The following is a 24,342-nucleotide window of genomic DNA, read 5'->3' as shown; positions in this document are numbered from 1 at the left end:
GGTACCGGCGCCGCGGCTACTCCTCGCCGCGGCGGGCGCGGAACAGTTTCACCTCGTCACGGATGCCTTTCAGCCGTCGCGCACCGGCGAATGACCATTCGAAACCGGCTGCGTCACCAATTGCCTCCCGCGCCGAATCGGCCAGCAGCACGGCCCCCGGTCGGGCGACCCCGGTCACTCGGCTGGCTTTGTTGACCGCACCGCCGAACCAGTCCCCGGCCCGGCTCACGGCCATTCCCGTCGCCATGCCGGCCTTGAGCCGCGGCAGGCTCTCATCGGCTTCGGCCGCGTCGACGAGGTCCAGAATCATGTTCAGCAGCGGCACCGGTTCGGGGCTGACGAGCATGACCTCGTCGCCGATGGTCTTGATGAACCGGACGGGTGGCTGGGCAAGTGTGCGCGCCAGATCAGCCAGCCGCTGCGACAGCCGCTCCAGTCCTTCGGGCGGCAGTTCCTCGCCCAGGCTGGTGAAACCGACGAGATCGGCGAAGGCGATCGACACGAGGCCCGCACCCGGCAGCGCCGGCCCAGTCAGCCGCTCGGTGGCGGCGACCTCCTGCTGCAGCAGCGCGTGCAGCATCTGTGTGCGAAGCATGTCCTGGGCCATCGGACCCAGCAGTGGCGCGACGAATCCGGTCAGCGCGGCGACAGCCTTGGCGTTCTCCAACTCGGTCGCGTCGGTCTGGAGGATCGCGGACAGCGCCGCGAACTGCATGACCTCGACAGTTTTCGCGAAACCGTCCGTCATCACCTGAACCACGGCGATGACCTGCTCGAGCGGCAGACCCAAGCCCAGGCACTGCTGCGCATAGCCGACGAGCTGACTGTCCGCCGTCAGGTACAGCGCGGCAGTGGGGTCATCGGACCGGGGCCGGCCCGCCGCGTGCAGAATCCGTTGCAGCAGATCGATATCCATGTCCCATCGGGCCGCGATGTCCCGCGCCGACAGCCGAACCCCGTCATCGCCGAGGGCGCGCCGGGCGGGCAACAGCGTCGGTGCGAACGACTCGTCGATCTCTTTTTCGCTGAAGCCTTCGGACAGCAGCCAGTCGGTCAGCTCTTCACGGTCAACCGGCTCGGCAGCTTGTTCGCTCACCCGGCCAACCTATCGCGCCCGCCAGCCCCGCAGAATGGGCACATGACCGAGCCAGAGATGCCGCTCCGCACGGGGCTGCCGGCAATCGTCGGCGCCAACCCACGAGTGCTGATCCTTGGCTCGTTTCCCAGCGAGAAGTCACTCGACACCGGCGAGTACTACGCCAACACCCGCAACCAGTTCTGGCGGCTACTCGGCTCGGTCGTCGGATTCGACGCGGAACTGCCCTACGCCGCCCGCATCGAGGCCGTCACCGACGCCGGGGTGGCGCTGTGGGACGTCGTGCACAGCTGCCGGCGCGTCGGCAGCCTGGATGCGAACATCGACCGGAAGACGTTGGTGCTCAACGATTTCCATACGTTCCTGGCGGAGCACCCGACGGTCGAACGGAGCTTCGTCAACGGGCTGACGGCGTACACGTTGTTTCAGCAGGCCGACATCGCGCTGCCCGCCGCCCGGCTGCCGTCGAGCAGTGGCGCGCTGACCATGTCGTTCGCCGACAAACTCGCGGTATGGCAAGTCGTCCGCTGAGCGTTTCACCCTGGCCGACGAGGGTATGCCGCGCGGATGCGGTGTGTATCCGCATCCGGACCCAGGGGGTTTACCCATGTCACGCATTGCCAATAACCTGCCGGGATTCACGAAGTTTCTGGGTGCGGCGCTCACGGCGCTGACGCTCGGTGGCCTCTTCACGGCGACACCGGCCGGCGCATTCTCCCGACCAGGACTACCCGTCGAATACCTCAACGTGCCGTCGGCGGCCATGGGCCGCGACATAAAGGTCGAATTCCAGGCCGGCGGTCCGCACGCCCTCTACCTGCTGGACGGTCTGCGCGCCCAGGACGACACCAACGGCTGGGACATCAACACCCCGGCCTTCGAGTGGTACAACGGCTCCGGCCTGTCCGTCGTGATGCCGGTCGGCGGCATGTCGAGCTTCTACACCGACTGGTACCAACCGGCCGTCGGCAACGGCACCACCCAGACCTACAAGTGGGAAACCTTCCTGACGAGTGAACTGCCGGCGTGGTTGGCCGCCAACAAACACATCTCGACCGGTGGCAACGCGGTCGTCGGGCTGTCGATGAGCGGCTCGACCGCACTGATCTATGTGGCGGACCATCCCGACAAGTTCCGGTATGCGGGCTCGCTGTCCGGATTCCTGAACCTGTCCGACTCGTTCTGGCCGTCGATGGTCGGGCTGGCGATGAACGACTCCGGCGGCTTCAACCCCGGCGCCATGTGGGGGCCGCCCGGTGATCCGGCGTGGGCGCGCAACGACCCGACGGTCAACGTCGGCAGGATCGCCTCGTCCGGCGCCCGCCTCTGGGTGTACTGCGGCACCGGCACGCCGGACGATCTTGCGGGCGCGACAAGTGGTGTGCCACAGCAGTTCCTGGAGAGTTTCACGCTCGCGTCGAACACCAAATTCCAGGGCGCGTACCAGGCGGCGGGCGGGCACAACGCCACCTTCAACTTCCCGCCGACAGGCACCCACACCTGGGCCTACTGGGGTCAGCAGCTCCAGCAGATGAAACCGGACATCCAGGCCGCGCTCGGCGCGCGCTAACCGACCGGAGGCCGCCGGCCCGCCCAGGGCCGCGCAACCTCGAGCTGCGCACTCAGCGACAGCAGCGTCGCCTCGTCAAAAGGCCTGCCCACCAACTGAATCGACGTCGGAATGCCGTTGGCGTCCGACCCCCAGGGCACGACGGCCGCCGGCTGACCGGTGACGTTGAGCATGGCCTGGAAGGGCACCCGCGCGGCTACCGACGCGAGGGTCGAGACGGCGCCGCGACGCTGATATTGCCCGATCCGAGACGGTCCGGTCGCCGTCCCGGGCGTGATCACGACGTCGACGGTGTCGAACACCGACTGCACCCGGGCGGCGAGTGCGGGTTCGCCGGCGCGGATCGCATCGATCCGTCGCGGCGAGATCAGCCCACCGATCCTGGCGAAGGCCCGGGTCCGACGGTCCAGGCGCTCCGGGTGCGGCAGCGCGGAGACGTCGTCGTAGACCCCGCGGAAGTAGCGCGGCAGGGCGTGGCCGTACACCGCCGCCCGCGGGTAGTCGGGATCGCGATGGACGACGTCGTGCCCCAGTTCGCGCAGCAACGCACCGGCCTGCTCCACCGCGGCGCGCTGCGCGGCGCCGACCCGTGCCGTCACCAACGGTGGCACCTTGGTGCTCAACGCAATCCGCAAGCGTCCGGGTGCCCGCCGGGCGGCGTCCACGAAGCCACCGTCGGTGGTGGCGTCGAGGAACAGGGCTGCGTCTTCGACGGTGCGGGCCAGTGGCCCGTAGGTGACCAGGCCGCACCACGAATCGTCGTGCGGACTCATGGGCACCCGGTCCCGCTGCGGTTTGATGCCGAACAACCCGCACCAGGTGGCGGGAATCCGGATCGAGCCCATCCCGTCCGATCCCAGTGCCATCGCCGCCAGCCCGGCCGCGACGGCGGTGCCACTGCCGCCGCTACTGCCGCCCGGTGCGTATCCCGGATTCCAGGGGTTCCGCGTCGCGCCGTAGGTCAGCGTCTCGGTGAACGGCCAGATCATCATCTCGGGCACCGTGGTCTTGCCCAGGATCACCGCGCCGGCGGCGCGCAGTCGGCGGATCACCTCGGCGTCCGCGGTGGCGGCCGGACCGTGCGCGCTGCTGCCGAACGTGGTCACCTCACCCGCCACGTCGGTGTCGTCCTTGACGGTGATCGGCACCCCGAGCAGCGGCAGCCGTTCCCCCGCGTCCAGCCGGTCCTGTGCGGCTCGCGCCTGGGCCCTGGCGTTCTCGGCCAGAACTGTTCGATAACAACGTAATTCGGAATCGATGCGCGCGATCCGGTCCAGGTACAGCTCGACGAGTTCGGGTGCGGTCACCGCGCCGGCGGCGAGCATCCTGGCTTGTTCGGCTGCACCGGCGAACGCCAGCTCACGAGGGTCCATGCGGCGCAGATTACCCATCACCGGCGATGTTTTGTGGCGTACTCCCCCGGGGTGCAGCCGAGCATGGCGCGGAAGTCGTTGCTGAAATGCGCCTGGTCGTACCACCCCAACCGGACCGCCAGGTCGGCGAAGTCGAGGTCCGGCACCGTCTCGATCTGCAGCGCCGCGTGCTGCAGGCGGTAGCGGCACAGCACCCATTTCACCGGCACTCCGACGTAACGGCGGAACACCCGCTGGGTGGTCCGCTCACTCCAGGTCGACAGCGCCATCACCTGTTCGACGCGGTGTAGCTGTGGATCCGCACGGACCCGGTCGAGCAATTTCAACAGGTCACGATAGGTGGGGTCCACGCCGGTGTGGTTGCCGATCACGTCGTCCATCGCCGCCGCGGCCCGGGCGATGTCGTCGGGGAAAGATGCTGGGGTACCAAGCAATTCGTCGTCAATGGGGAGCACCCGGCCGGTCAGAGTGCCGGCGTCCCGGCCGAACCGGGCCGCGAAGCCGCCGGGCCGGAACCGCACCCCCACCACCGAACCCGACCCGGTGAGCGTGGTGGTGAACACCCGCTCGACCACGCCGTGCACCAGCGTCGCCGGCAAGCGCTGACCGTGCCGAACGTTGTCGGTGCCCCATTCGTGCGTCAGGTGCACGGCGGGAAAGGTGATGACGGTGCTGTCGAAGGGCTCGGCGCCCCGTAAATCCCAAGTGACGGACCAGAAGTTCTCGACCCAGGCCGCTGCCGCGGCGGACGGCTGCCACTGCTGCAGGTCGAACACCGAGCCGGTGTTGGCACGGCCCACCACACCCAGCTTCGGAGCTGGTGTCGGGTTTTTCCAAGCCACCACACCACTGACCCTACGAAACTGGGTGCCATGAGCGTGCAACCAATTCCCCAGGGCTACACCAGCCTCACCCCGTTCCTGGTGATCGATGGAGCTGCCGCCGCGATCGACTTCTACGTCGAGGTGTTCGGTGCCCGGCTCATCGAGAAGATGGACGCGAGTGACGGCACCGTGGCACACGCCGAGCTGGACTTCGGTACCGGCCGGCTGCAATTGTCCGATCCCAATCCCGATTACGAACTGATCGCGCCACCGCGCAGCGGTCCGGTCACGCATTCAGTGGTGCTGTACTGCCCCGATGTCGACGCGGTGGTCGAGCGGGCCGAGCGCGCCGGTGCGACGATCCGGGAGGCGACACAGACTTTCGTCACCGGTGACCGGTTCGCGTCGATCGTCGACCCGTTCGGTCAGCGCTGGGCGGTGATGACGCGGGTCGAAGACGTCGACGCCGCAGAGCGCGACCGCCGGTTGTCGGAGTGGGCGGCGAGCAACGTCTGAGTCGCACGATCCAGAGGCGAGGTGCAAGCGACGTTGTGGGATGCGACGGTCGCTGAGCGAGCGAGCTGGCCTACCGTGAAGTGATGGCCTGTGTGTTCTGCGACATCATCGCCGGAAAGGCGCCCGCGGTGCGCGTCTACGAAGACGCCGACTACGTGGCGTTCCTGGACATCCGCCCGTTCTCGCGCGGCCACACTCTGGTGGTCCCCAAACAGCACTACGAGAACCTGGTCGACACCCCGCCGGACGTGGTGGCCGGCATGGCCAAACTCGGTCAGCGCATCGCGCAGGCGTCGCGTGAGTCCGGGCTGCATGCCGACGGCAACAACATCGCGATCAACGACGGCAAAGCCGCATTTCAGACGGTGTTCCACATCCATCTGCACGTCGTCCCGCGCAAGTCAGGCGACAAACTGGCGTTCGCCAAGGGCATGCTGTTGCGCCGCGATCCGGACCGGGAAACCAGCGGAAAGATCCTACTGGAGGCGGTGGCGCGCCTTTCTGATCCGCAGGCAGACTTGAGCACATGAGTATGCCCCTGTGGGAGAAATACCTCGGCCTCCCGTTGCTGAAGATGCACGACCGGATCTACCAGAAGACCGAGGGCCGGATCGGACACCAGTTCCCCGGTGTGCCACCGAGCCTGCTGCTGCACACCGTCGGCGCCAAGACGGGCCTGGCGCGCACCACGTCGCTGACCTACGCCAAAGACGGCGACGCCTATCTGGTGGTCGCGTCCAAGGGCGGCGAGCCGACGGCGCCCGGCTGGTACTTCAACCTGAAGGCCAACCCCGAGATCGAAATCAACGTCGGGACAAAGCGAATCCCGGTCACGGCCCGCGTCGTCGGCAGGGACGACCCCGACTACGGGCGGCTGTGGCAGGTCGTGAACAAGAACAACGCCAACCGGTACGCGGGCTATCAGAAGCGCACCACCCGGCCCATCCCGGTGGTCGCGCTGACGCCCCGCTAGAGCAGCTGCTCGGCGAGCAGCCGTAGCGTCGTCTCGCGAGCCGGGGCGGTGGCTGGATCGCAGCCCCGGTGCGCGGCGGCGACGGGGCTGACCATCACCTCGTCGACCCCGAAATGTGATGCCAGCCGCCGGATTTGGTCCGCGGCCTCCGCCGGGGCGCCGACGACGGCCCGCTCCATTCCCGCGGCGACGATGGCCTGCTGCGTCGCGGTGAGCTCGTTGTGCTCCGAGTCCTCGACCAGGTCCAGCGCACGTAGCGGCTCGCCGGTGCGCAGCCACGCCATCATCTGCAGGTTGGGGCGGATCAGCTGTTCGGCCTCGTCGCGCGTCTCGGCCACGCAGGCGTTGACGGTCATGAACGTGGTTGGCTTGTCGGCGAATTCGCTGGGCCGGAACTCTTCGCGATACGTGGCCAGTGCTTCCTCGGTGCCTTGGCCGGAGAAGTGATGGGCGAACACGTACGGCAGCCCCTTGGCTGCGGCGAGGTGCGCCGAATACATCGACGAGCCCAGCAGCCACAGTTTCGGCGGGCTCACCGCCGACGGGGTGGCCTTCAGGATGTAGTTCTTGTCCAACAGGTTTCGCCCCTCGAGGGACACCTTGACGCCGCCGGGGCTCATCAGCGCGACGACGTCGTCGAGGTACTCGGGAAAGCGGTGGATGTCCTCGTCGGTGCGTCCGGCCGGGCCGCGCAGCGCGATCGAGGTGACGGGGTCGGTCCCCGGTGCACGGCCGACACCGAGGTCGATGCGGCCCGGGGCCGCCGCCTCCAGGAGCGCGAACTGCTCGGCAACCGCCAACGGCGCGTGGTTGGGCAGCATCACGCCGCCCGAGCCCAGCCGGATTCGCGCGGTCTGCGCGGCCAGGTAGCCCAGGACGACGGGCGGACTGGTCGCGGCGACCGCGGGCATGTTGTGGTGCTCGGCCACCCAATAGCGCGTGTAGCCCAGCTCATCGGCGACCTTGGCGAGGCGCACGGTGGCGGCGAAGGCGTCGACGGTGGACTGGTCGCTACGGACCGGGACGAGATCGAGGACAGACAACTGCACGATCTAATCCAACCCTTCCGGGCGGGATGCGATTCCCTTGGCCGTGATGAACACATCGTCCAGCATGGCCGGGGTGAGCCTGCCGGTGAAGGTGTTCTGCTGGCTCGGGTGGTAGCAGCCAAGGAGGCTCCGCCCGTCGGGAAGCGCCGCCAGCGCGCCGTGACCGAACTTCGGATACGGCCGCCCCGCTCCCGTCAACTCCAGCGCGGCCTTCCAGGCGAAGCCACCGAGTGCGACGACGACCCGGACGTCCTGGCCTGTCAACCGCCACTCCGCGCTCAGCCACGGCTCGCAGGTGAGACGTTCCTCCGGCGTCGGCGCGTTGTCCGGCGGCGCGCACCGGACCGCGGCGACCACCCGAATATCCTTGAGGGTCAATCCATCTGCCGCATCGATGCTCGCGGCGCTGCTGGCCAGGCCGACGCGGTGCAACGAAGCGAAGAGAAAGTCGCCCGACCGGTCACCCGTGAACACCCGGCCGGTCCGGTTGGCACCGTGCGCGGCCGGCGCCAAACCCAGCACCCAGATACGCGGCCGATCCACGCCGAGCCCCGGCGCCGGCCGGCCCCAGTACGGCTCACCGGCGTAGGCCTTGCGCTTGGCCACCGTCCGCATCGCGACGTCCTCACGCCACGTGACCAGGCGCGGGCACGCACGACACACCGAAACCTGAGCGTCGAGGTCAGCCACCTCGGTGCAGCGGCGGGCCCTGGCCCGAACCTGCGCCGCGGTACGGGCGACGGGGGTGCCGGCGTCAGCGGGATCCCCGGGCCAGCCCGAACCGGCCGGGACCGGGGACGGGAACAACACTCCGGTTCGGGGATGTGGCAGCACCCCAAGATTCTGCCCCTACGCGGCGCGGCTAAGCGGCGAAGCTGTCCAATTGCACGCCGTGGTACGTCGACCGCAGCCGTTCGTAGCGGTACCGGTTGTACGCCAACGGATCAAGGACGACGGCGCGTGGCAGATACCGCCAGGCCAGCTGCGACGCCTTCAGATACAGCGCATATTCCAGGCGCGTCACGGGTGTCGATCGAATGTCGAGCAATTCCCGCATCTTCGGGTGGGCGTGGCGCCGGCCAAGCACCTTCGGGACCCGCAACGCCATCGGTGTCACCACGTTCCACAGCGGCAGCAGGAGCACCCGCAGTTGCTTGGGGAGCGAGGCCGGCACGGGCAACGTGTCGAAGCTTTCGTCGGCATATTGCAGAAATGCGTTGTCCGCCAGGTGCTGTTCGGCGACGCGGTCGTAGTACGCCTCCATGTCAGCCAGGGTCTCGGGCAGTTTGGCCCGCGCGCTGGGCAGCTCAAGGTAGCTCAGCATCCAGCGGGTGGTCTGGTAGACGACTTCGCGTTCCGCCGCGTCGAGATCACGCCCACACACGGCGAGGTATCCCCGATAGAGGACATTCAATCCACTCACCGCGATCCACTTCCATAGGTCGGGGTCGAGCGCACTGAACCTGGTGTCGGCGAACTCGCCGTTGCCGGTGCCCTTCACCGCGGCGTGAAGGCGCTTGAGTTCCTCGGTGTCGAAGCGGCGGTCCGCCTCATCGCCGAACAACATCAACATGCCGTACGTCAGTGACCGGATGCCGCGGTCGGTGAAGTTCTCCTGGAACCGCCCTGAACGGTCGACCGCCGCGGCGACAGGACGGTACGCCACCTGGTCGAGGGCCAGCCGGCCGAAGAGTCCGAGGCTCAGCGGCGAGCCCAACCACCACCGGACGTCGGCCGCCAGCTCAGCATGCGGCTGACCGGGCTGCCATGGCTCGATTACCGCCGGGGCAGGTGCTGCCGTGCTGGTCATGAGCACATCCAATCTGTCATCAAGCGTTGATAGATAAGAGCAGGCAACCATCTGTCCACACCTGTGTCAAGATTGGTTTCGTGAGTGGGTCACGGCACTACGGCGGCCTCAGCGGCGCCGACCGCATCGCCGAGCGACGGCGTCGGTTCGTCGCCGCCGGACTCGAGCTGATGGGCACCAAGGGCATCCCCGCGACCACCCTGCGTGGCGTAGCAGAACAAGCCGGCCTCGCGGCCCGCTACTTCGCCGAGTCGTTTCCCACGATCGAAGACCTGCACATCGCGGTATTCAACGACATCGTGGCCGAACTGGAAGAGCACGGACTCGCCGCGATCGCCGATACCGACGGCGGTCCGCGCGCTCGCTCACGCGCGGCACTCGGGGCACTGGCCGATCTCTTGCTGACCGATGCGCGCAAGGGCCGCGTGGTCCTGATCGAGTCCGGCTCCTCACCCGTCCTCGGCCCACGCCGCCTCGCCGAGGCTCAGCGGTTCGCGGGCATCGTCGCCGGACTGAATGAATCCGGCTCCGAACTGCGACCACTCGATCTGCAGCTGGCGGCGCAGTTCGTCATCGGCGGGGTCGGTGAGACGCTCACCGCGGTCCTCGTCGGGGCGATCACCGTCGACCGGGACGATCTGATCGACATGCTGAACGACCTGTTGTTTGCCGCATTACGCGGAGTCCGCACAACTGCCGGTGCCGTCAGAACGGGATGACCGACTCGCTGTTGAGCTTCAGCCACACCCGGCGCACCCAGCGCCGCACCGGACCCGACGACAGGTGGGCGATCAGTTCACGGTCGTCGATCAGGTAGCCCCCAGGCACCCGCTGCCACAGACCCGCCATCCAAAGCTCCAGTGCGGCAACGGTTGTCACCGAACCTGACGCGATCAGATCGAGCGCTGCATCGGCCACGAAAGCCGGGCGGCGCGTGCGCACGCTATGGCTCACGGCGCGCACATGGAGCTCGATCGCGGTCGCAGACACATGCGCCCCGCGACGGCTGTCGCGCAGCGCCTCCATCTCGGCCAACAAGGCCTTGCTGTACACATTGCTGAGGATACCGGTAACACGGCCGTTACATGGGATTAATACCCACGGAATATGACGCGCTCCGTAGCTGGTCGGCAGGCGGCTCCTAGACTTGCCCCGTGCACACCGCGCTGCCGAGCCTTCTCGCCGACCTGCCCGCCGACGCCGTCGTCACCGATCCGGACATCGTCGCGTCCTACCGTCAGGACCGGGCACTGGATCCCGACGCCGGCACCCCCATCGCGGTCGTGCGGCCGCGCAGCACCGAAGAGGTGCAGACGGTCCTGCGGTGGGCCAACGAACACAAGATCGCGGTGGTGCCGCGCGGTGCCGGCACCAGCCTCTCCGGCGGCGCGACCGCGGTCGACGGCGGCATCGTGCTGACCACCGAACGGATGCGCGACATCGTCGTCGACACGGCGACCCGCACCGCCGTCGTGCAACCCGGTCTGCTCAACGCCGAGGTGAAGAAAGCCGTTGCCGCGCACGGGCTCTGGTACCCACCCGATCCGTCGTCGTTCGAAATCTGCAGCATCGGCGGCAACGTCGCCACCAACGCCGGTGGCCTGTGCTGCGTGAAATACGGCGTCACCACCGACTACGTGCTGGGCCTGCAGGTCGTCCTGGCCGACGGCACCGCGGTCCGGCTCGGCGGGCCGCGCCTGAAAGACGTTGCGGGACTGAGCCTCACCAAACTGTTCGTCGGCAGCGAGGGCACCCTCGGCATCGTCACCGAGGCGACACTGCGGCTGCTGCCGCCACAGCACCGCGGCTGCACCGTGGTGGCGAGCTTCGACTCGGTGCGCGCGGCGGCCGACGCCGTCGTGACCGTCACCGGCCGGATTCGCCCGTCGATGCTGGAGTTCATGGACGACGTCGCCATCAACGCGGTCGAGGACAAGCTCAAGATGGGCTTGGACCGCAAGGCCAAGGCCATGCTGGTGGCGGCCTCCGACGACCGTGGTCCGGCGGGCGTCGAGGACACCGAGTTCATGGCCCGCGTGTTCACCGAAGCCGGTGCGACAGAGGTGTTCTCGACCGATGACCCCGACGAGGGCGAGGCCTTCGTGGCCGCCCGGCGGTTCGCGATCCCGGCCGTGGAAGCCAAGGGCCCACTGCTCCTGGAGGACGTCGGTGTGCCACTCCCCGCGCTGGCGGACCTGGTCGACGGCGTGGGTGAGATCGCCCAAAGGCACGACCTGCTGATCTCGGTGATCGCCCATGCCGGGGACGGCAACACCCACCCGCTGATCGTGCACGACCCGAACGACGCCGAGAACACCCGGCGCGCCAACATCGCGTTCGGCGAGATCATGGACCTGGCCGTGTCGCTGGGCGGCACCATCACCGGTGAGCACGGCGTCGGGCGACTCAAGCGGCCCTGGCTGGCCGGCCAACTCGGCCCGGAGGTCATGGAACTGAACCGCCGGATCAAAGCGGCGCTGGATCCCGACAACATCCTGAATCCGGGCGCGGGAATCTGATGTGGGGCACGAACAGGCATTGACACATCAGGTCCACCGCCGTACACATAAGACATGACGGCGATTTTGTCTCACGAGACATCCGGCTCCCCCGTGGCGTTCCAGCTTGCCGATTCCGCCGGGTGGGTCGACCCCTGGCCGATGTACCGGTCCCTGCGCGACCACGATCCCGTCCACCACGTGGTGCCCGCCGACAATCCCGGCGCCGACTACTACGTGCTGTCCCGGCACGCCGACATCTGGACCGCGGCGCGCGACCACCAGACGTATTCCTCGGCAGAGGGCCTGACCGTCAACTACGGCGAACTGGAACTCATTGGCCTGCAGGACAACCCGCCAATGGTGATGACCGACCCGCCCGTGCACACCGAGTTCCGCAAGCTCGTGTCGCGCGGCTTCACGCCGCGCCAGGTCGAGGCCGTCGAGCCCAAGGTCCGCGAGTTCGTCGTGCAGCGGCTGGAGACGCTGAAGGCCGCCGGCGGCGGTGACATCGTGGCCGAGCTGTTCAAGCCGCTGCCGTCGATGGTCGTCGCGCACTACCTGGGTGTTCCCGAAGCAGACCGCGACCAGTTCGACGGCTGGACCGAGGCCATCGTCGCGGCCAACACCGCCGAGGGCGGCCTCGGCGGTGCGCTCGAGACGCTGGGCAGCGCGCTCGGCGACATGATGGGGTACTTCACCGGACTGATCGAGCGCCGCCGCAAGGAGCCCGAAGACGACACCGTGTCGCACCTGGTCGCCGCGGGCATCGGCGCCGACGGCGACATCACCGGCGTGCTGTCGATACTCGCGTTCACGTTCACCATGGTCACCGGCGGCAACGACACCACCACCGGCATGCTGGGCGGCTCAGTCCAACTGCTGCACCGGCACCCCGATCAACGCCGGCTGCTCGTCGAAAACCCGGACCTCATCACCGAATCCGTCGACGAACTGCTCCGGCTCACCTCACCGGTGCAGGGCCTGGCCCGCACCACCACCCGCGACGTCACCATCGGCGACACCACCATCCCCGCCGGCCGCAAGGCCCTGCTGCTCTACGGTTCGGGCAACCGCGACGAACGCCAATACGGCCCCAACGCAGGCGAATTGGACGTCACGCGCGCCCCGCGCAACATCCTTACGTTCAGCCACGGCGCGCACCACTGCCTGGGCGCGGCGGCCGCGCGGATGCAGTCCCGCGTCGCACTGACCGAACTGCTCTCCCGGATACCGGAATTCACCGTCGACGAGGACAACATCGAGTGGGCCGGCGGCAGCTACGTGCGCCGCCCGCTTTCGGTGCCGTTTACGATCGGCTGATGGCAAACGACTGGCTCGCCGGCCGACGCACCGAGGTCGCGGCCGAGGCCATCCTGGACGCAGCCGACCGCCTGTTCGCCGAGCAGGACGCCGCGACCGTCGGGATGCTCGAAATCGCCAGGGCGGCAGGCTGTTCCCGCGCCACGTTGTACCGGTACTACGAGAACCGCGACGTACTCCACCTGGCTTACGTGCACCGCGAGGCGTTCCGCGTGTTCGCTCACGTCGGCGAGCAGATCGCCGACATCACCGACCCGCGCACCCGACTGCTCGACGGTGTCGCGATCGCCCTGCGCAGTGTCCGAGAAAGTCCTGCCCTGTCATCGTGGTTCGTCGCGACCCAGCGGCCCATCGGTGGCGAGGTCGCGGCGCAGTCCGACGTCATCACCGGGCTGGTGGCAGCGTTCCTGTCCGCATCGTGGCCCGAGCTGGAGGTCGAGGCCGCGCACCGCCGGGCCAACTGGCTGGTCCGAATGCTGGTGTCGCTGTTGATGTTCCCCGGCGCCGACGAAGACGACGAACGCGCGATGATCGACGAATTCGTCGTGCCTCAGCTGGTTCCGGCCGACTAGGCCTCCCAGTACGCCCGCGCCTTGATCGACTTCTTCGGAATCTGGTAATCCTCGCGCAGCACCTTCACCACCGACCGGGTGGTCCGGTTGTCGCACGCCACCCAGCCGAAGTGGTCGGACGCGTCGAATGCCGAGGCACGCACCGTCTCGACCAGCGCCTCGCCGTTGTTCTTGCGGTCGACCCAGGTGACCGTCAGCCCCGGCGCGCCGGTGCCCACCTGGAGATCGCGGTCGTCGTCGTGGCCGGCCTCGAGATACACCTGGACAGGCGCCTCGCCGATGGCGTGCAGCAGCGAGTTGATCGCCGGCAGCGACGCGGCGTCGCCGACCAACACATAACCGGCCGGCGCGGGCTCGGGCAACTCGAAGCTGCTGCCGAGCAGCGTCACCTCGAGCGTGTCACCGGGCTTGGCGTCCTGGGCCCAGCGGGTGGCCAGGCCGTCATGCAGCGCGAAGTCGATGTCGGTGGTGCCGGCCGCCGGATCGGGGTTGACCAGCGTGTAACCGCGTTGGTGCGCCTTGTCGCCATCGGGGAACCAGCCCCGGACCCACATGGTCGGGTGCACCGGTCGCTCGTCCAACAGGGTCCCGGTGGTGAAGTGCAGCCGCAGGTAGTTCGGGGTGATCTGGGTGCGGCCGGTGACGGTCAGCTCGTAGTCGCCACCCCGCCACAGTTTGACCAGCGCGCCCTGGATTCCACGCGACGGCTTCGACTCGGTCATGTATCACCCTCCGATTGGACTCTTAGGGCAGCATAACCTAATTGATGGGGTTGGTTGATTGCCTGCGATCTGCGCTGGCCACAGCTATCTTCAAGCCGTGTTCGGCATCCTCCGGCCCTGCCGGCATCGGCTCGGTAAGGAACTCGCGGCGGTGTGGACCGCCCAGTTGTGCGGCCTGTGTCTCGCACTTCGCGACGACTACGGGCAGGGCGGCCGCGTGGCGACCAACTACGACGGACTGGTGGTGTCGGCGTTGGTGGAGGCGCAGTCCGCCGCCATGCCCGGACGCCGGGAAGCCGGCCGCTGCCCGTTGCGGGGCATGCGGAAGGCCGATGTCGCGATAGGCGAGTCGGTCCGGTTGGCGGCCGTGGTCTCACTGGTGCTCGCCGCGGCCCGGGTGCGCGACCACGTCGATGACGGTGACGGCGTGTTCGCCGCGGCCGGTGTCCGGCCCGCGGCCCTACGGATCGCCGACCGGTGGTCGCGTCAAGGTACTGAAGTCGGTACCGCGATGGGCTTCGACACCGGTGTGCTGATGGCTGCCATCGGGCGGCAGGCGTCACTGGAAGCCGCTGCGGCACCTGGTAGTTCACTGCTCGCGGTCACCGAACCCACCGAGACGTCCGTGGCCGCGGCGTTCGCCCACACCGCGGTGCTGGCCGGGCGGCCGGCGAACAGCCAACCGCTGCGCGAGGTCGGTCAGCTGTTCGGGCGCGTCGCGCACCTGCTCGACGCGGTCGAGGATCTGCACGACGACCGCGTGCACGGGAAGTGGAATCCGGTGGCCGCCACTGCAACCCCGATCGACGACGTCCGGACCATGTGCGACGACGCGGTGCTCGGCATCGAACTCGCCCTGGCCGACGTCGAATTCACCGACGGACGGTTGGTGCACCGGCTGCTGACGGGCGAGTTACGGCGGGCCGTGTCGCGGACGTTCAGCCACGCGGGCTACACGGCGACAGATGTGCCGCCCGACTCCGGCGCGCCGGTGGCGTCGTCCGGTGAGCTGCCGCTGGACGACGTCGTCGGAATCGAAACGGGCGAAGAGAATCCCGAGGAGAAGGCCCAGCGCAAGGCGGGCTGGTTCGACGGCTGCTTCGCGTGCGACTGCAGCGGCTGTTGCTGCGACTGCGATGGCTGCTGCGAGTGCGACGGCTGCTGTTGTGACGGCTGCTGCGACTGCTGCGACTGTTCCTAGTTCCGCACCCGCGTGAACCGGTGCAACAGCCACGACGCCGGAACGGTGAACAGCATCGTTAGCGTGAACAGCGCGAAGGTCGATCCCGTCCAGATGTGCTGGTGCATCACCTCGACCATCACCAGTTCCATGATGACCAGATGCACCAGGAAGATCTCGTACGAGATCTCACCGAGGAACACCATCAGCCTGCTCCCCAGCAGGCGCGCGTACCAGCCGCGGTTCCCCAGGCCCAGCGGCGCGACGACCAACGTGGCGATCGACGCGTAGAGCACCGCCTTCCACAGGCTCTCCCCCAGCGTCGCCGGCGACGTCGTCGGCGCGCCGGCGATGGGCGTGGACGCGATGAGATAGCAGACCAATGCCAGTGGGATGCACAGGAATCCGTAGGCCCGCACCCCCATCACGGACAGCACCGAGAGCAGCATGCCGCCGACGAACCAGATCAGGTAGGTGGGCAACCAGAGGCGGGCGCCGTCGGGCAGGAAATCGGTGGTGTGCACCAGCGTCAGCCATGCCAGGCTCGACGCGGCCAGTACCCCCAACGCGCCCAGCAGCCGGCCCGGCCGCCACTGCCGCCGGCACAGCAGCACCATCAGCAGGTAGGCCAACACCGGAAGGGCAACGTAGAAAGCAACTTCCACCGCCAGGCTCCACATCTGGGTGAGGCCCTGATGCAGCCAGGAGAACAGGTAGTTGTCGGTGTAAATCTGGGTCAGCGTGAGATTCCGCAACAGCCCCAGCCAGGTGTGCCCGGGGTTGGGGCCGGCCGTCCGGAAGTGATACAGCGCGTAGGCCGCCAACACCGTCACCACATACGCCGGCATGATCCGCCGTACCCGGTGCCAGGCGTAACGCCGCACCGACGGTGCGTCGTAGGGCTTTTCGGCGTCGGCCCGAGCCAGCGCCTTCACCCACGGGGTGAACAACAGGAACCCCGACAGCACGAAGAAGATCGGCACACCGATCTCCGCGCGTGAGTACATCAGCCCGACATAGGTCTGGGTGTACTTGCCGGTCGTGAAGGCCGCGTGGGTCAAGACCACCAGCAGTGCGGCGACAGCACGGACCCCGGTGAGCGAATCAACCCGGGTCACTTGTACTTACGCTTGCCCTCGCCTCGACCTTCGCCGTGTCCACCGCGCCGGTCGTCGTCACGACCCCGGCCCTTGTACGGTCCGCGGTCCTGACGGCCACCACGGTCGGAGTACGAACCCCGGTCGGGGCGCCCGCCACGATCCTCGTAACCACCCGAGCGCCCGCCCTTGTCCAGCTCCAGGTGGATCAGCTGGCCCGAAATACGGGTGTTCTCAAGCTTTTTGAGCGTGTCCTTGCTCAGCTTGGCGGGCAGCTCGACCAGCGAGTGGTCGACACGGATGCTGATGTGCCCGAAGTCGCTGCGGTTCAGGCCGCCCTCGTTGGCGATGGCGCCGACGATGGCGCCCGGAATCACCTTGTGCCGCTTGCCCACCGCGATGCGGTAGGTGGCCAGGTCGTCACGCGTCGAGCGCGGCTTGCGCTCGCGATCGCCACGATCCCCGCGGTCGTCGCGGTCCGGACGCTCGCGCCGCTTCTCCGGCGGCGGCTCCTTCATCAGGAACTCTTCGCCGCCCTGGGTCTGTACGGCGAGCGCCGCCGCGATCTCGGCCAGCGGCACGTTGTTGTCGCGCTCGTAGTCCTCGATCAGGCGGCGGAACAGCTCGATGCCCGGCGCGCTGAGCGAGTCGGTGATGGCGTCGCGGAACTTGGTCACGCGCTGCGCGTTGACATCGTCGACCGACGGCAGCTGGGACTCGATGAGCTTCTTGCGGGTGACGCGCTCGATCGAGTTGAGCAGGTGCCGCTCACGCGGCGTGACGAACAGCAGCGCGGTGCCCGAGCGACCCGCGCGACCGGTCCGGCCGATGCGGTGCACGTACGACTCGGGGTCGTGCGGGATGTCGTAGTTCAGGACGTGCGAGATGCGTTCGACATCGAGGCCGCGCGCCGCGACGTCGGTCGCGATCAGGATGTCGATCGAACCGTCCTTGAGCCCGTTGATGGTGCGCTCACGGACTGCCTGCGGAATGTCACCATTGATCGCGGCCGCGGAAAAGCCACGGGCCCTGAGCTTTTCGGCGACTTCCTCGGTGGCCTGCTTGGTGCGGACGAAGACGATCATCGCCTCGAACGGCTCGACCTCGAGCAGTCGCGTGATGGCGTCCATCTTGCGGGGGCCGGCCACCTGGATGTAACGCTGCGTGATGTTCTCGGCCGTCTGCGCCTTGGCCTTGATGGTCACTTCGACCGGGTCGTGCAGGTACCGGGCTGTGATCTTCTTGATGGCCGGCGGCATGGTCGCCGAGAACAGGGCGACCTGCTTGTACTCCGGGGTGTCAGCCAGGATGCGCTCGACGTCCTCCGCGAAGCCCATCTGCAGCATCTCGTCGGCCTCGTCGAGCACCAGGTAGTCCAGATGCGAGAGGTCCAGGCTGCCCTTCGACAGGTGGTCGATGACGCGGCCCGGGGTACCCACCACGACCTGCGCGCCGCGCTTGAGGCCGGCCAGCTGCGGTGTGTAGGACGAGCCGCCATAGATCGCCAGGACGTTGACGTTCAGGTGCGCGCCGTACTTGCCGAACGCCTCGGCCACCTGCAGGGCCAGCTCGCGCGTCGGCGCCAGCACCAGACACTGCGTGTTGCGGCTGGTCGGGTCGATCTTGGACAGCACCGGGACCGCGAACGCGGCGGTCTTGCCGGTACCGGTCTGGGCGAGGCCGACGACGTCGGAGCCGTTGAGGATCGCGGGAATGGTGGCCGCCTGGATGGGCGACGGTGATTCGTATCCGACATCGGTCAGTGCCCGCAGCACCTCCGGCCGGATATTCAGGTCGGCGAACGTGACCTCGGCGCCGGTGTCGGCGGAGGTTTCTGCAGCGGGATCAGCGGTGGTGGTGGGGCCGCCCGAATCCGGGTCGGCCTCGGGTGAAGACGTCGTCATTATGCAAGGAGTCTAGAGGGTTATCAGGCCAGGTACGCCCAGCATGGCTGACCGGACTCGCCCTGGTCCGCCTTATAGGGTGGCCGGGTGCGCTGCGCCGAACCGAAACTGATGACGATCGCGGTGGCCGCACTCGCGGCGGCAAGCCTGTCCGCCTGTGGGTCGGGCGACTCCACCGCCTCCAAGACCCCCGACCCGACCGCGCCGGCGGCCGCCACGAAATCCGCCGCGCCGACCGTCGTCGCAGGTCCGAAGACCACCGCCGCCCCGGCCGACCCCTGCGCCGTCAGCCTCACGGCGCCCGACATCGCCAAGGCGGTGTCCACGCTGCCGGCCGATCCCCGCAGCAAGCAGGGCTGGAGCCCCGAGCCGCTGGCCGGCAACTACAACCAGTGCGCGCCACTGTCGGTGGTGATTGTGAAAGCGAACACCAACGCCGAGCAGCCGAACACCCGCGCCGTGATGTTCCACCTGGGCCAGCTGATCCCCACGGGGGTGCCCGACACCTACGGATTCAACGGCATCGACCTGGCCCAGACCACCGGCGACACCGTCGCCCTGAGCTACACCAACCCGGGCACCGGGCTCAAGAGCATCGTGCGGTTCCACTGGAATGGCAACGGCGTCGAGCTGATCGGCAACACGCACTAGGTGCGCAGCACCTTCTCCATGGCCTTGCCCTTGGCCAACTCGTCGACCAGCTTGTCCAGGTAGCGGATTTTGCGCATCAGCGGGTCCTCGACATTCTCGACGCGGACGCCGCACACCAGGCCGGTGATCAGCGCGGCGTTCGGGTTCAGCGTCGCCGCGGCGAAGAAGTCCTCGAACGTCGTCTCCGCTTTCAGGTGTTCGGCCAGAGTGGCCTGGTCGAAGCCGGTCAGCCAGCAGATGACCTGGTCGAGTTCGGCGGTGGTGCGCCCCTTCTTCTCCACCTTGTTGACGTAGTGGGGATAGACCGACGCGACGCTCGTGGTGAAAATCCTGCTCACTCCAGCCAAGGTAACCCCGCTCTGTCGGCGGGCTGCCATATGGTGGCGACGTGTTCCTCAGTCCGACCGATCACGCTGCGCCGGTCATCTACAGCGCATCGGATCTCGCGGCGGCGGCGCGTTGCGAGTACGCGCTGCTGCGCCGGTTCGACGGGCTGCTGGGCTGGGGGCCGAAGGCCGTCGTGGACGACGACCTGCTGGCCCGCACCGCCGAGCTGGGTGACGCGCATGAGCAGCGGCATCTGGAGCAGCTGCGGGAGGCGTCCGGGGACAACGTCACGATGATCGGCCGGCCGCGGCCGTACACCGTGGCCGGGCTGATCGGCGCCGCCGAGGCCACCCGCGCCGCCGTCGACCGCCGTGCGCCGGTGATCTATCAGGCCGCGATGTTCGACGGCCGCTTCCTGGGTTTCGCCGACTTCCTGATCCTGGAGGACGGCCGCTACCGCCTACGGGACACGAAGCTGGCGCGTTCGGTGAAGGTCGAGGCGCTCCTGCAGTTGGCGGCCTACGCCGACGCCCTGGCACAGGCCGGCGTGCCGGTGGCGCCCGAGGTAGACCTGGTCCTCGGCGACGGCACCATCGCCAGTTATCCGGTGGCCGAACTGCTTCCGGTGTACCTGCCGCGGCGCGCGGCGCTGCAGCGGCTGCTCGACGAGCACCGGGCCGGCGAAGCGCCTGTGTCCTGGGAGACCCCGACGCTACGGGCCTGCCACCAATGCGAGGACTGCGAAGTCGAGGTCCGCGAGCGGGATGACCTGCTGCTGGTGGCCGGGATGCGGGTCAGCCAGCGGGCCCGGCTGCTCGATGCGGGGATCACCACCATGCACCAACTGGCCGAGCACAGCGGTGCGGTACCGGGCCTATCGTCGCGCATCGTGGCGAACCTCGTCGGCCAGGCACGGCTGCAGGTCGCTCCCCCGATCGACGACAAGCCGCAGTTCGAGGTCATCGACGCGCAGCCGCTCACCGGGCTGCCCGAACCCGACCGCGGCGACTTGTTCTTCGACTACGAGGGCGACCCGCTGTGGACCGAGAACGGCCGGGACTGGGGCCTGGAGTACCTGTGGGGCACCCTGACCGCGACCGGGGAATTCCACCCAATCTGGGCGCATGACCGCGCCAGTGAGCGCAAGGCGCTCGTCGACTTCCTCGCACTCGTACGCAGGCAACGCAAGCGCTACCCCAACATGCACATCTACCACTACGCGGCCTACGAGAAGAGCACGCTGCTGCGGCTGTCCGGGCGCTACGGCGTCGGCGAGGCCGAGGTGGACGAACTGCTGCGCAGCGGTGTGCTGGTCGACCTGCTGCCGTTGGTGCGCAAGAGCATTCGGGTCGGCACCGAGAGCTACAGCATCAAGTATCTGGAGCCGCTGTACATGGGCGGCGAGCTGCGTGTCGGCGAGGTCACCAAGGCCACCGACTCCATCACGCAGTACGCGCGCTACACCGAACTCGAGGCGGCCGGCGAACACGAGGAAGCCGCAACGGTTCTCAAGGAGATCGAGGACTACAACCACTACGACTGCCGCTCGACGCTGCGGCTGCGCGAGTGGCTGCTCGGGGTGGCGTGGGCCGCGGGCATCGCGCCACGCGCACAGGCCCGCGGCGGGTTGACGCAACCCGAGACCGCGGCACTGGCCGATGACGCGACGCAGCGCGCGCTGGCGAAGTACGCGGGCGACGGCACCGCGGCACGCTCGGACAAGCAGCAGGCCGTCGCCATGATCGCGGCCGCCCGCGGGTACCACCAGCGCGAGGAAAAGCCGTTCTGGTGGGAGCATTTCGACCGGATCAACAATCCGGTGGACGAATGGGCCGACTGCACAGACGTTTTCGTGGCCACGACCACCCCGCACATCGCCGTGGACTGGAACACCCCGCCCAAGGCCCGCAAGCCGCAACGCCAAGTGCTGCTGCGCGGTGAGATCGCCGCCGGCTCGGTCCCACCGGGCGCCGAGGTGTTCGCGCTTTACGAACCACCCTCTCCGCCAGGTCTTTCCGACGATCCCGACATGCGCGCCTCAGGTACCGCGAAGGTGCTGGACTGCAACGAGGACGGCACCGAGGTGCTGATCATGCACCGCACCGGCAAGGACGGCGACCAGTTCCCGCAGCTGCCCTTCGCCCTGACTCCGGGTCCGCCGCCGAACACCAAACCGCTGCGGAATTCGATCGAGACCACGGCTGCCGACGTCGCCGCCGGCCTGCCCTCGTTACCGCCGGATGCGGCGCTCGACATCCTGCTGCGGTCCGCCCCGCGCACGGTGTCCACGGGAGCACTCCCCCGCACCGGCGATGCGGCCCGGGATATCGTCGCCGCCCTGCGGGATTTGGACTCGTCGTACCTTGCGGTGCACGGGCCGCCGGGGACCGGCAAGACCTACACCGCCTCGAAGGTCATCGCCGACCTCGTCAGCCGCGACCACTGGCGCATCGGCGTGGTGGCGCAGTCGCACGCCGTCGTGGAGAACGTACTCAGCAGCGTGGTCAAGGCCGGGGTCGACGGCCGCGCGGTCGGCAAGAAGCGCGCCCCCGAGGACGCGCCGTTCACCGACGTGCCGGACAACCAGTACGCGCGCTTCATCGAGGACAGCAACGGCTGCGTCATCGGCGGCACCGCTTGGGATTTCGCCAACGACGGCCGGGTCCCGCGAGGCTGCCTGGACCTGCTCGTCATCGAGGAGGCCGGCCAGTTCAGCCTGGCCAACACCATCGCCGTCGCCCCGGCGGCGAGGAATCTGCTGCTGCTCGGTGACCCGCAGCAGCTGCCGCAGGTCAGCCAGGGCACCCACCCCGAGCCGGTCGACGAGTCGGCCCTGAGCTGGCTCGTCGAGGGCAGTCATACCCTGCCCGCCGAACGCGGCTATTTCCTCGACGTGTCGTACCGGATGCACCCTGCGGTGTGCGCCCCGGTGTCGGCGCTGTCCTACGACAACCGGCTACTGGCGGCCGAAAGCGTCAGCGGCGCACGGCGATTGACTGGTATCGAGCCAGGTGTGCACCTGATGACCGTCGAGCACGAGGGCAATGCGACCGACAGCCCCGAGGAGGCCGAGGCGATCGTCGCCGCCATCGGCGGCCTGGTGGGCAGGCAGTGGACCGACGAGGACGGCACGAAAACCCTTGGTCCCGAAGATGTCCTGATCGTGGCACCGTACAACGCGCAGGTGGTACTGCTGCGCGAGCGGATGGACGCGTCGGGCTACGGCGACGTCCAGGTGGGCACCGTCGACAAGTTCCAGGGCCGGCAGGCGCCCGTGGTGTTCGTCTCGATGACGGCGTCGTCCATCGCCGAAGTACCCCGCGGCATGGCGTTCCTGCTGAACCGCAACCGGCTCAACGTGGCGATCAGCCGCGCCAAATACGCCGCCTACGTGGTGCGTTCGACGTTCCTGACCGACTACCTGCCCTCGACCCCGGACGGGATGATCGAGCTCGGTGCGTTCTTGTCGGTGACCGGCGCGCAATGACACTGCTCACCCGGCTGGCCGCGATCGTCGGAGCGGGCCACGTCACCACCGATGCCGATGTGCTCGCCGGCCGGATCGTCGATCACACCGGCCGCTACCGCGGCCACGCGCAGGCGTTGGTCCGCCCGGGCAGCGACGAGGAGGTCGCGGCGGTGTTGAGGGCATGCCGCGATGCCGGCGCATACGTCACGGTGCAGGGCGGACGCACGTCGCTGGTGGCCGGCACCGTGCCCGAGCGCGACGACATCCTGCTGTCCACGGAACGGTTGTCGGCCATCGGCGCGGTGGACACCGAGGAATGCCGGGTCCGGGTCGGAGCCGGGGCGACCTGCGCCGCCGTGCAGCACGCCGCCGCGGCAGCGGGGCTGGTGTTCGGCGTCGACCTCGCGTCCCGCGATTCGGCGACCGTCGGCGGCATGGCGTCGACCAATGCGGGTGGCCTGCGCACCGTGCGCTACGGCAACATGCGCGAGCAGATTCTGGGTCTCGAGGTGGCGCTACCCGACGGCTCGCTGGTGCGCCGGCACAGCCAGGTGCGCAGCGACAACACCGGCTATGACCTGACCTCGCTGTTCGTCGGCGCCGAGGGCACGCTCGGGGTCATCACCGGACTCGATCTCCGGTTGTATCCGGCTCCGCCGCACCGGGTTACGGCGGTGGCGGGGTTCGACGATCTGGACGCGTTGATCACTACCGGCCGCCGATTCCGCGATACGGAAGGCATTGCCGCACTCGAGCTCATCGACGCACGCGGCAGCACGCTGACCGCAGAACATCTCGGCGTCGCCGCCCCGGTGGACGGTGCCTGGCAGCTGCTGATCGAGATGGCCGGCGACACCGATCAGACCGAGCTGCTGGCCTCGGCGCTGGAGGCTGCCGAGCTGGTCGGCGAGCCCGCAGTGGGCATGGACGTCAGCGCATCCCAGCGACTGTGGCAGGTGCGCGAATCGATCGGCGATGTGCTGGGCTGGTACGGTCCGCCACTGAAATTCGATGTGTCGCTGCCGCTTTCGAAGGTCCATGAGTTCACCGACCGCGCCGTCACCCTGGTGGCCGAGCACGCACCCGAGGCCATCCCCGTGCTGTTCGGCCACATCGGCGAGGGCAACCTGCATCTGAACCTGGTGCGCTGCAACGTCTCCGGCGAAACCGAACACGCCCTCTACACCGCGATGATGGCCCTGATCGCCGACTGCGGCGGCAACGTCAGCTCCGAACACGGTGTCGGCACCCGCAAGCGCGACTACCTGATCATGTCGCGCGCCGACGCCGACATCGCTGCCATGCGCACCGTGAAGGCGGCGTTCGACCCGACCGGGTACCTCAATCCCGCGGTGCTGTTCCGCTGATTCGCGGCCACATTGGCCGGT

24 protein-coding genes are annotated in these 24,342 nt (G+C 68.3%); 13 read left to right on the top strand and 11 right to left on the bottom strand.

Annotated elements, in window-relative coordinates:
- Window positions 1–16: 16 nt before the first annotated feature.
- The gene (locus ACJEIK_RS06475; protein WP_061010184.1) at window positions 17–1,096 is read right to left on the bottom strand and encodes an adenylate/guanylate cyclase domain-containing protein; all 1,080 of its coding nucleotides are present in this window, start codon (window positions 1,094–1,096) and stop codon (window positions 17–19) included.
- Between the two features lie 42 nt (window positions 1,097–1,138).
- Between ACJEIK_RS06475 and ACJEIK_RS06470 the strand changes: the two genes are divergently transcribed.
- Together ACJEIK_RS06470 and ACJEIK_RS06465 are read left to right on the top strand one after the other, a co-directional pair.
- Window positions 1,139–1,627 (top strand): DNA-deoxyinosine glycosylase, encoded by a 489-nt coding sequence (locus ACJEIK_RS06470; protein ID WP_267324889.1) that lies wholly within the window; start codon window positions 1,139–1,141, stop codon window positions 1,625–1,627.
- Between the two features lie 76 nt (window positions 1,628–1,703).
- Complete coding sequence (locus tag ACJEIK_RS06465) at window positions 1,704–2,666, top strand: esterase family protein (protein ID WP_267324888.1); 963 nt, start codon at window positions 1,704–1,706, stop codon at window positions 2,664–2,666.
- Here the strand turns inward: ACJEIK_RS06465 and ACJEIK_RS06460 are convergent.
- A complete protein-coding gene (locus tag ACJEIK_RS06460; RefSeq protein ID WP_267324887.1) occupies window positions 2,663–4,039 on the bottom strand; it encodes an amidase in 1,377 nt (458 codons plus the stop codon). The two genes, ACJEIK_RS06465 and ACJEIK_RS06460, sit on opposite strands and share 4 nt — an antisense overlap.
- 17 nt (window positions 4,040–4,056) lie before the next feature.
- Window positions 4,057–4,884 carry an AraC family transcriptional regulator gene (locus ACJEIK_RS06455; RefSeq protein ID WP_267324886.1) on the bottom strand — a complete coding sequence of 276 codons (828 nt, stop codon included), beginning with the start codon at window positions 4,882–4,884 and terminating at the stop codon, window positions 4,057–4,059.
- A 27-nt stretch (window positions 4,885–4,911) separates the two neighbouring features.
- On the opposite strand from ACJEIK_RS06455, the gene ACJEIK_RS06450 reads away from it, so the two are divergent.
- The 3 genes from ACJEIK_RS06450 to ACJEIK_RS06440 all read left to right on the top strand — a co-directional run bounded on the left by ACJEIK_RS06450 (window position 4,912) and on the right by ACJEIK_RS06440 (window position 6,352).
- The gene (locus ACJEIK_RS06450) at window positions 4,912–5,379 is read left to right on the top strand and encodes a VOC family protein (protein WP_267324885.1); all 468 of its coding nucleotides are present in this window, start codon (window positions 4,912–4,914) and stop codon (window positions 5,377–5,379) included.
- An 83-nt stretch (window positions 5,380–5,462) separates the two neighbouring features.
- The gene (locus ACJEIK_RS06445; RefSeq protein ID WP_267324884.1) at window positions 5,463–5,909 is read left to right on the top strand and encodes an HIT family protein; all 447 of its coding nucleotides are present in this window, start codon (window positions 5,463–5,465) and stop codon (window positions 5,907–5,909) included.
- Window positions 5,906–6,352, top strand: coding sequence for a nitroreductase family deazaflavin-dependent oxidoreductase (locus ACJEIK_RS06440; protein ID WP_135357945.1), 447 nt, complete (start codon window positions 5,906–5,908; stop codon window positions 6,350–6,352). The genes ACJEIK_RS06445 and ACJEIK_RS06440 overlap by 4 nt, the downstream gene beginning before the upstream one ends.
- Here the strand turns inward: ACJEIK_RS06440 and ACJEIK_RS06435 are convergent.
- From ACJEIK_RS06435 to ACJEIK_RS06425, 3 genes are read right to left on the bottom strand one after another with little or no spacing between them, the layout of a single operon-like run.
- Window positions 6,349–7,401: an LLM class flavin-dependent oxidoreductase gene (locus ACJEIK_RS06435; RefSeq protein ID WP_409431219.1), complete on the bottom strand. Its 1,053-nt coding sequence runs from the start codon at window positions 7,399–7,401 to the stop codon at window positions 6,349–6,351. The two genes, ACJEIK_RS06440 and ACJEIK_RS06435, sit on opposite strands and share 4 nt — an antisense overlap.
- Before the next feature lie 3 nt (window positions 7,402–7,404).
- Complete coding sequence (locus ACJEIK_RS06430; RefSeq protein WP_409431218.1) at window positions 7,405–8,235, bottom strand: uracil-DNA glycosylase; 831 nt, start codon at window positions 8,233–8,235, stop codon at window positions 7,405–7,407.
- A 28-nt stretch (window positions 8,236–8,263) separates the two neighbouring features.
- A complete protein-coding gene (locus ACJEIK_RS06425; RefSeq protein ID WP_409431217.1) occupies window positions 8,264–9,211 on the bottom strand; it encodes an oxygenase MpaB family protein in 948 nt (315 codons plus the stop codon).
- A gap of 80 nt (window positions 9,212–9,291) precedes the next feature.
- Here ACJEIK_RS06425 and ACJEIK_RS06420 point away from each other — a divergent pair, with 80 nt between their 5' ends.
- Window positions 9,292–9,930 (top strand): TetR/AcrR family transcriptional regulator, encoded by a 639-nt coding sequence (locus tag ACJEIK_RS06420; protein WP_234785446.1) that lies wholly within the window; start codon window positions 9,292–9,294, stop codon window positions 9,928–9,930.
- Here ACJEIK_RS06420 and ACJEIK_RS06415 read toward each other — a convergent pair.
- On the bottom strand, window positions 9,917–10,264 hold the full coding sequence (locus tag ACJEIK_RS06415) for a hypothetical protein (RefSeq protein ID WP_409431216.1): 348 nt from the start codon (window positions 10,262–10,264) through the stop codon (window positions 9,917–9,919). The two genes, ACJEIK_RS06420 and ACJEIK_RS06415, sit on opposite strands and share 14 nt — an antisense overlap.
- A gap of 101 nt (window positions 10,265–10,365) precedes the next feature.
- Here ACJEIK_RS06415 and ACJEIK_RS06410 point away from each other — a divergent pair, with 101 nt between their 5' ends.
- The 3 genes from ACJEIK_RS06410 to ACJEIK_RS06400 are packed head-to-tail and all read left to right on the top strand — an operon-like array spanning window position 10,366 to window position 13,604.
- The gene (locus tag ACJEIK_RS06410; protein WP_409431215.1) at window positions 10,366–11,730 is read left to right on the top strand and encodes an FAD-binding oxidoreductase; all 1,365 of its coding nucleotides are present in this window, start codon (window positions 10,366–10,368) and stop codon (window positions 11,728–11,730) included.
- Between the two features lie 54 nt (window positions 11,731–11,784).
- Complete coding sequence (locus ACJEIK_RS06405; RefSeq protein ID WP_409431214.1) at window positions 11,785–13,032, top strand: cytochrome P450; 1,248 nt, start codon at window positions 11,785–11,787, stop codon at window positions 13,030–13,032.
- Window positions 13,032–13,604, top strand: coding sequence for a TetR/AcrR family transcriptional regulator (locus ACJEIK_RS06400; protein WP_135356706.1), 573 nt, complete (start codon window positions 13,032–13,034; stop codon window positions 13,602–13,604). Before ACJEIK_RS06405 ends, ACJEIK_RS06400 begins: the two co-directional genes overlap by 1 nt.
- On the opposite strand, the gene ACJEIK_RS06395 is transcribed toward ACJEIK_RS06400, so the two are convergent.
- The gene (locus tag ACJEIK_RS06395; protein WP_409431213.1) at window positions 13,601–14,326 is read right to left on the bottom strand and encodes a siderophore-interacting protein; all 726 of its coding nucleotides are present in this window, start codon (window positions 14,324–14,326) and stop codon (window positions 13,601–13,603) included. The genes ACJEIK_RS06400 and ACJEIK_RS06395 overlap by 4 nt on opposite strands.
- Window positions 14,327–14,423: 97 nt before the next feature.
- Between ACJEIK_RS06395 and ACJEIK_RS06390 the strand changes: the two genes are divergently transcribed.
- Window positions 14,424–15,527: a DUF5685 family protein gene (locus ACJEIK_RS06390; protein WP_409431212.1), complete on the top strand. Its 1,104-nt coding sequence runs from the start codon at window positions 14,424–14,426 to the stop codon at window positions 15,525–15,527.
- Here the strand turns inward: ACJEIK_RS06390 and ACJEIK_RS06385 are convergent.
- Both ACJEIK_RS06385 and ACJEIK_RS06380 read right to left on the bottom strand, forming a co-directional pair.
- Window positions 15,524–16,624 (bottom strand): acyltransferase, encoded by a 1,101-nt coding sequence (locus ACJEIK_RS06385; protein WP_135356703.1) that lies wholly within the window; start codon window positions 16,622–16,624, stop codon window positions 15,524–15,526. The two genes, ACJEIK_RS06390 and ACJEIK_RS06385, sit on opposite strands and share 4 nt — an antisense overlap.
- Entirely contained in the window at window positions 16,621–18,507 is a 1,887-nt protein-coding gene (locus ACJEIK_RS06380) for a DEAD/DEAH box helicase (protein ID WP_061006169.1), read from the bottom strand. Before ACJEIK_RS06380 ends, ACJEIK_RS06385 begins: the two co-directional genes overlap by 4 nt.
- Window positions 18,508–18,618: 111 nt before the next feature.
- On the opposite strand from ACJEIK_RS06380, the gene ACJEIK_RS06375 reads away from it, so the two are divergent.
- Window positions 18,619–19,158, top strand: a complete 540-nt coding sequence (locus ACJEIK_RS06375; protein WP_061006180.1) for an LppP/LprE family lipoprotein — start codon at window positions 18,619–18,621, stop codon at window positions 19,156–19,158.
- Here ACJEIK_RS06375 and ACJEIK_RS06370 read toward each other — a convergent pair.
- Window positions 19,155–19,535, bottom strand: coding sequence for a DUF2200 domain-containing protein (locus ACJEIK_RS06370; protein WP_204158508.1), 381 nt, complete (start codon window positions 19,533–19,535; stop codon window positions 19,155–19,157). The two genes, ACJEIK_RS06375 and ACJEIK_RS06370, sit on opposite strands and share 4 nt — an antisense overlap.
- 11 nt (window positions 19,536–19,546) lie before the next feature.
- Between ACJEIK_RS06370 and ACJEIK_RS06365 the strand changes: the two genes are divergently transcribed.
- Together ACJEIK_RS06365 and ACJEIK_RS06360 are read left to right on the top strand one after the other, a co-directional pair.
- A complete protein-coding gene (locus ACJEIK_RS06365) occupies window positions 19,547–22,972 on the top strand; it encodes a TM0106 family RecB-like putative nuclease (protein ID WP_409431211.1) in 3,426 nt (1,141 codons plus the stop codon).
- Window positions 22,969–24,321: an FAD-binding oxidoreductase gene (locus ACJEIK_RS06360; RefSeq protein WP_409431210.1), complete on the top strand. Its 1,353-nt coding sequence runs from the start codon at window positions 22,969–22,971 to the stop codon at window positions 24,319–24,321. The genes ACJEIK_RS06365 and ACJEIK_RS06360 overlap by 4 nt, the downstream gene beginning before the upstream one ends.
- The last annotated feature ends 21 nt before the right edge of the window (window positions 24,322–24,342 follow it).

The organism is Mycobacterium sp. SMC-16 (genome assembly GCF_046250085.1).
Classification (GTDB): Bacteria; Actinomycetota; Actinomycetes; order Mycobacteriales; family Mycobacteriaceae; genus Mycobacterium; species Mycobacterium phocaicum.
Note: the sequence above shows the minus strand (reverse complement) of the source record. Positions and strands in the feature narration are given on the sequence as shown.

Excerpts from the sequence above, each read along its gene's own strand:
- ACJEIK_RS06470 (WP_267324889.1), top strand. The coding sequence starts at position 1,139 with ATGACCGAGCCAGAGATGCCGCTCCGCACGGGGCTGCCGGCAATCGTC.
- ACJEIK_RS06465 (WP_267324888.1), top strand. The coding sequence starts at position 1,704 with ATGTCACGCATTGCCAATAACCTGCCGGGATTCACGAAGTTTCTGGGT.
- ACJEIK_RS06460 (WP_267324887.1), bottom strand. The coding sequence starts at position 4,039 with ATGGACCCTCGTGAGCTGGCGTTCGCCGGTGCAGCCGAACAAGCCAGG.
- ACJEIK_RS06450 (WP_267324885.1), top strand. The coding sequence starts at position 4,912 with ATGAGCGTGCAACCAATTCCCCAGGGCTACACCAGCCTCACCCCGTTC.
- ACJEIK_RS06445 (WP_267324884.1), top strand. The coding sequence starts at position 5,463 with ATGGCCTGTGTGTTCTGCGACATCATCGCCGGAAAGGCGCCCGCGGTG.
- ACJEIK_RS06440 (WP_135357945.1), top strand. The coding sequence starts at position 5,906 with ATGAGTATGCCCCTGTGGGAGAAATACCTCGGCCTCCCGTTGCTGAAG.
- ACJEIK_RS06425 (WP_409431217.1), bottom strand. The coding sequence starts at position 9,211 with ATGACCAGCACGGCAGCACCTGCCCCGGCGGTAATCGAGCCATGGCAG.
- ACJEIK_RS06405 (WP_409431214.1), top strand. The coding sequence starts at position 11,785 with ATGACGGCGATTTTGTCTCACGAGACATCCGGCTCCCCCGTGGCGTTC.
- ACJEIK_RS06400 (WP_135356706.1), top strand. The coding sequence starts at position 13,032 with ATGGCAAACGACTGGCTCGCCGGCCGACGCACCGAGGTCGCGGCCGAG.
- ACJEIK_RS06395 (WP_409431213.1), bottom strand. The coding sequence starts at position 14,326 with ATGACCGAGTCGAAGCCGTCGCGTGGAATCCAGGGCGCGCTGGTCAAA.
- ACJEIK_RS06380 (WP_061006169.1), bottom strand. The coding sequence starts at position 18,507 with ATGACGACGTCTTCACCCGAGGCCGACCCGGATTCGGGCGGCCCCACC.
- ACJEIK_RS06375 (WP_061006180.1), top strand. The coding sequence starts at position 18,619 with ATGACGATCGCGGTGGCCGCACTCGCGGCGGCAAGCCTGTCCGCCTGT.
- ACJEIK_RS06370 (WP_204158508.1), bottom strand. The coding sequence starts at position 19,535 with ATGGCAGCCCGCCGACAGAGCGGGGTTACCTTGGCTGGAGTGAGCAGG.
- ACJEIK_RS06360 (WP_409431210.1), top strand. The coding sequence starts at position 22,969 with ATGACACTGCTCACCCGGCTGGCCGCGATCGTCGGAGCGGGCCACGTC.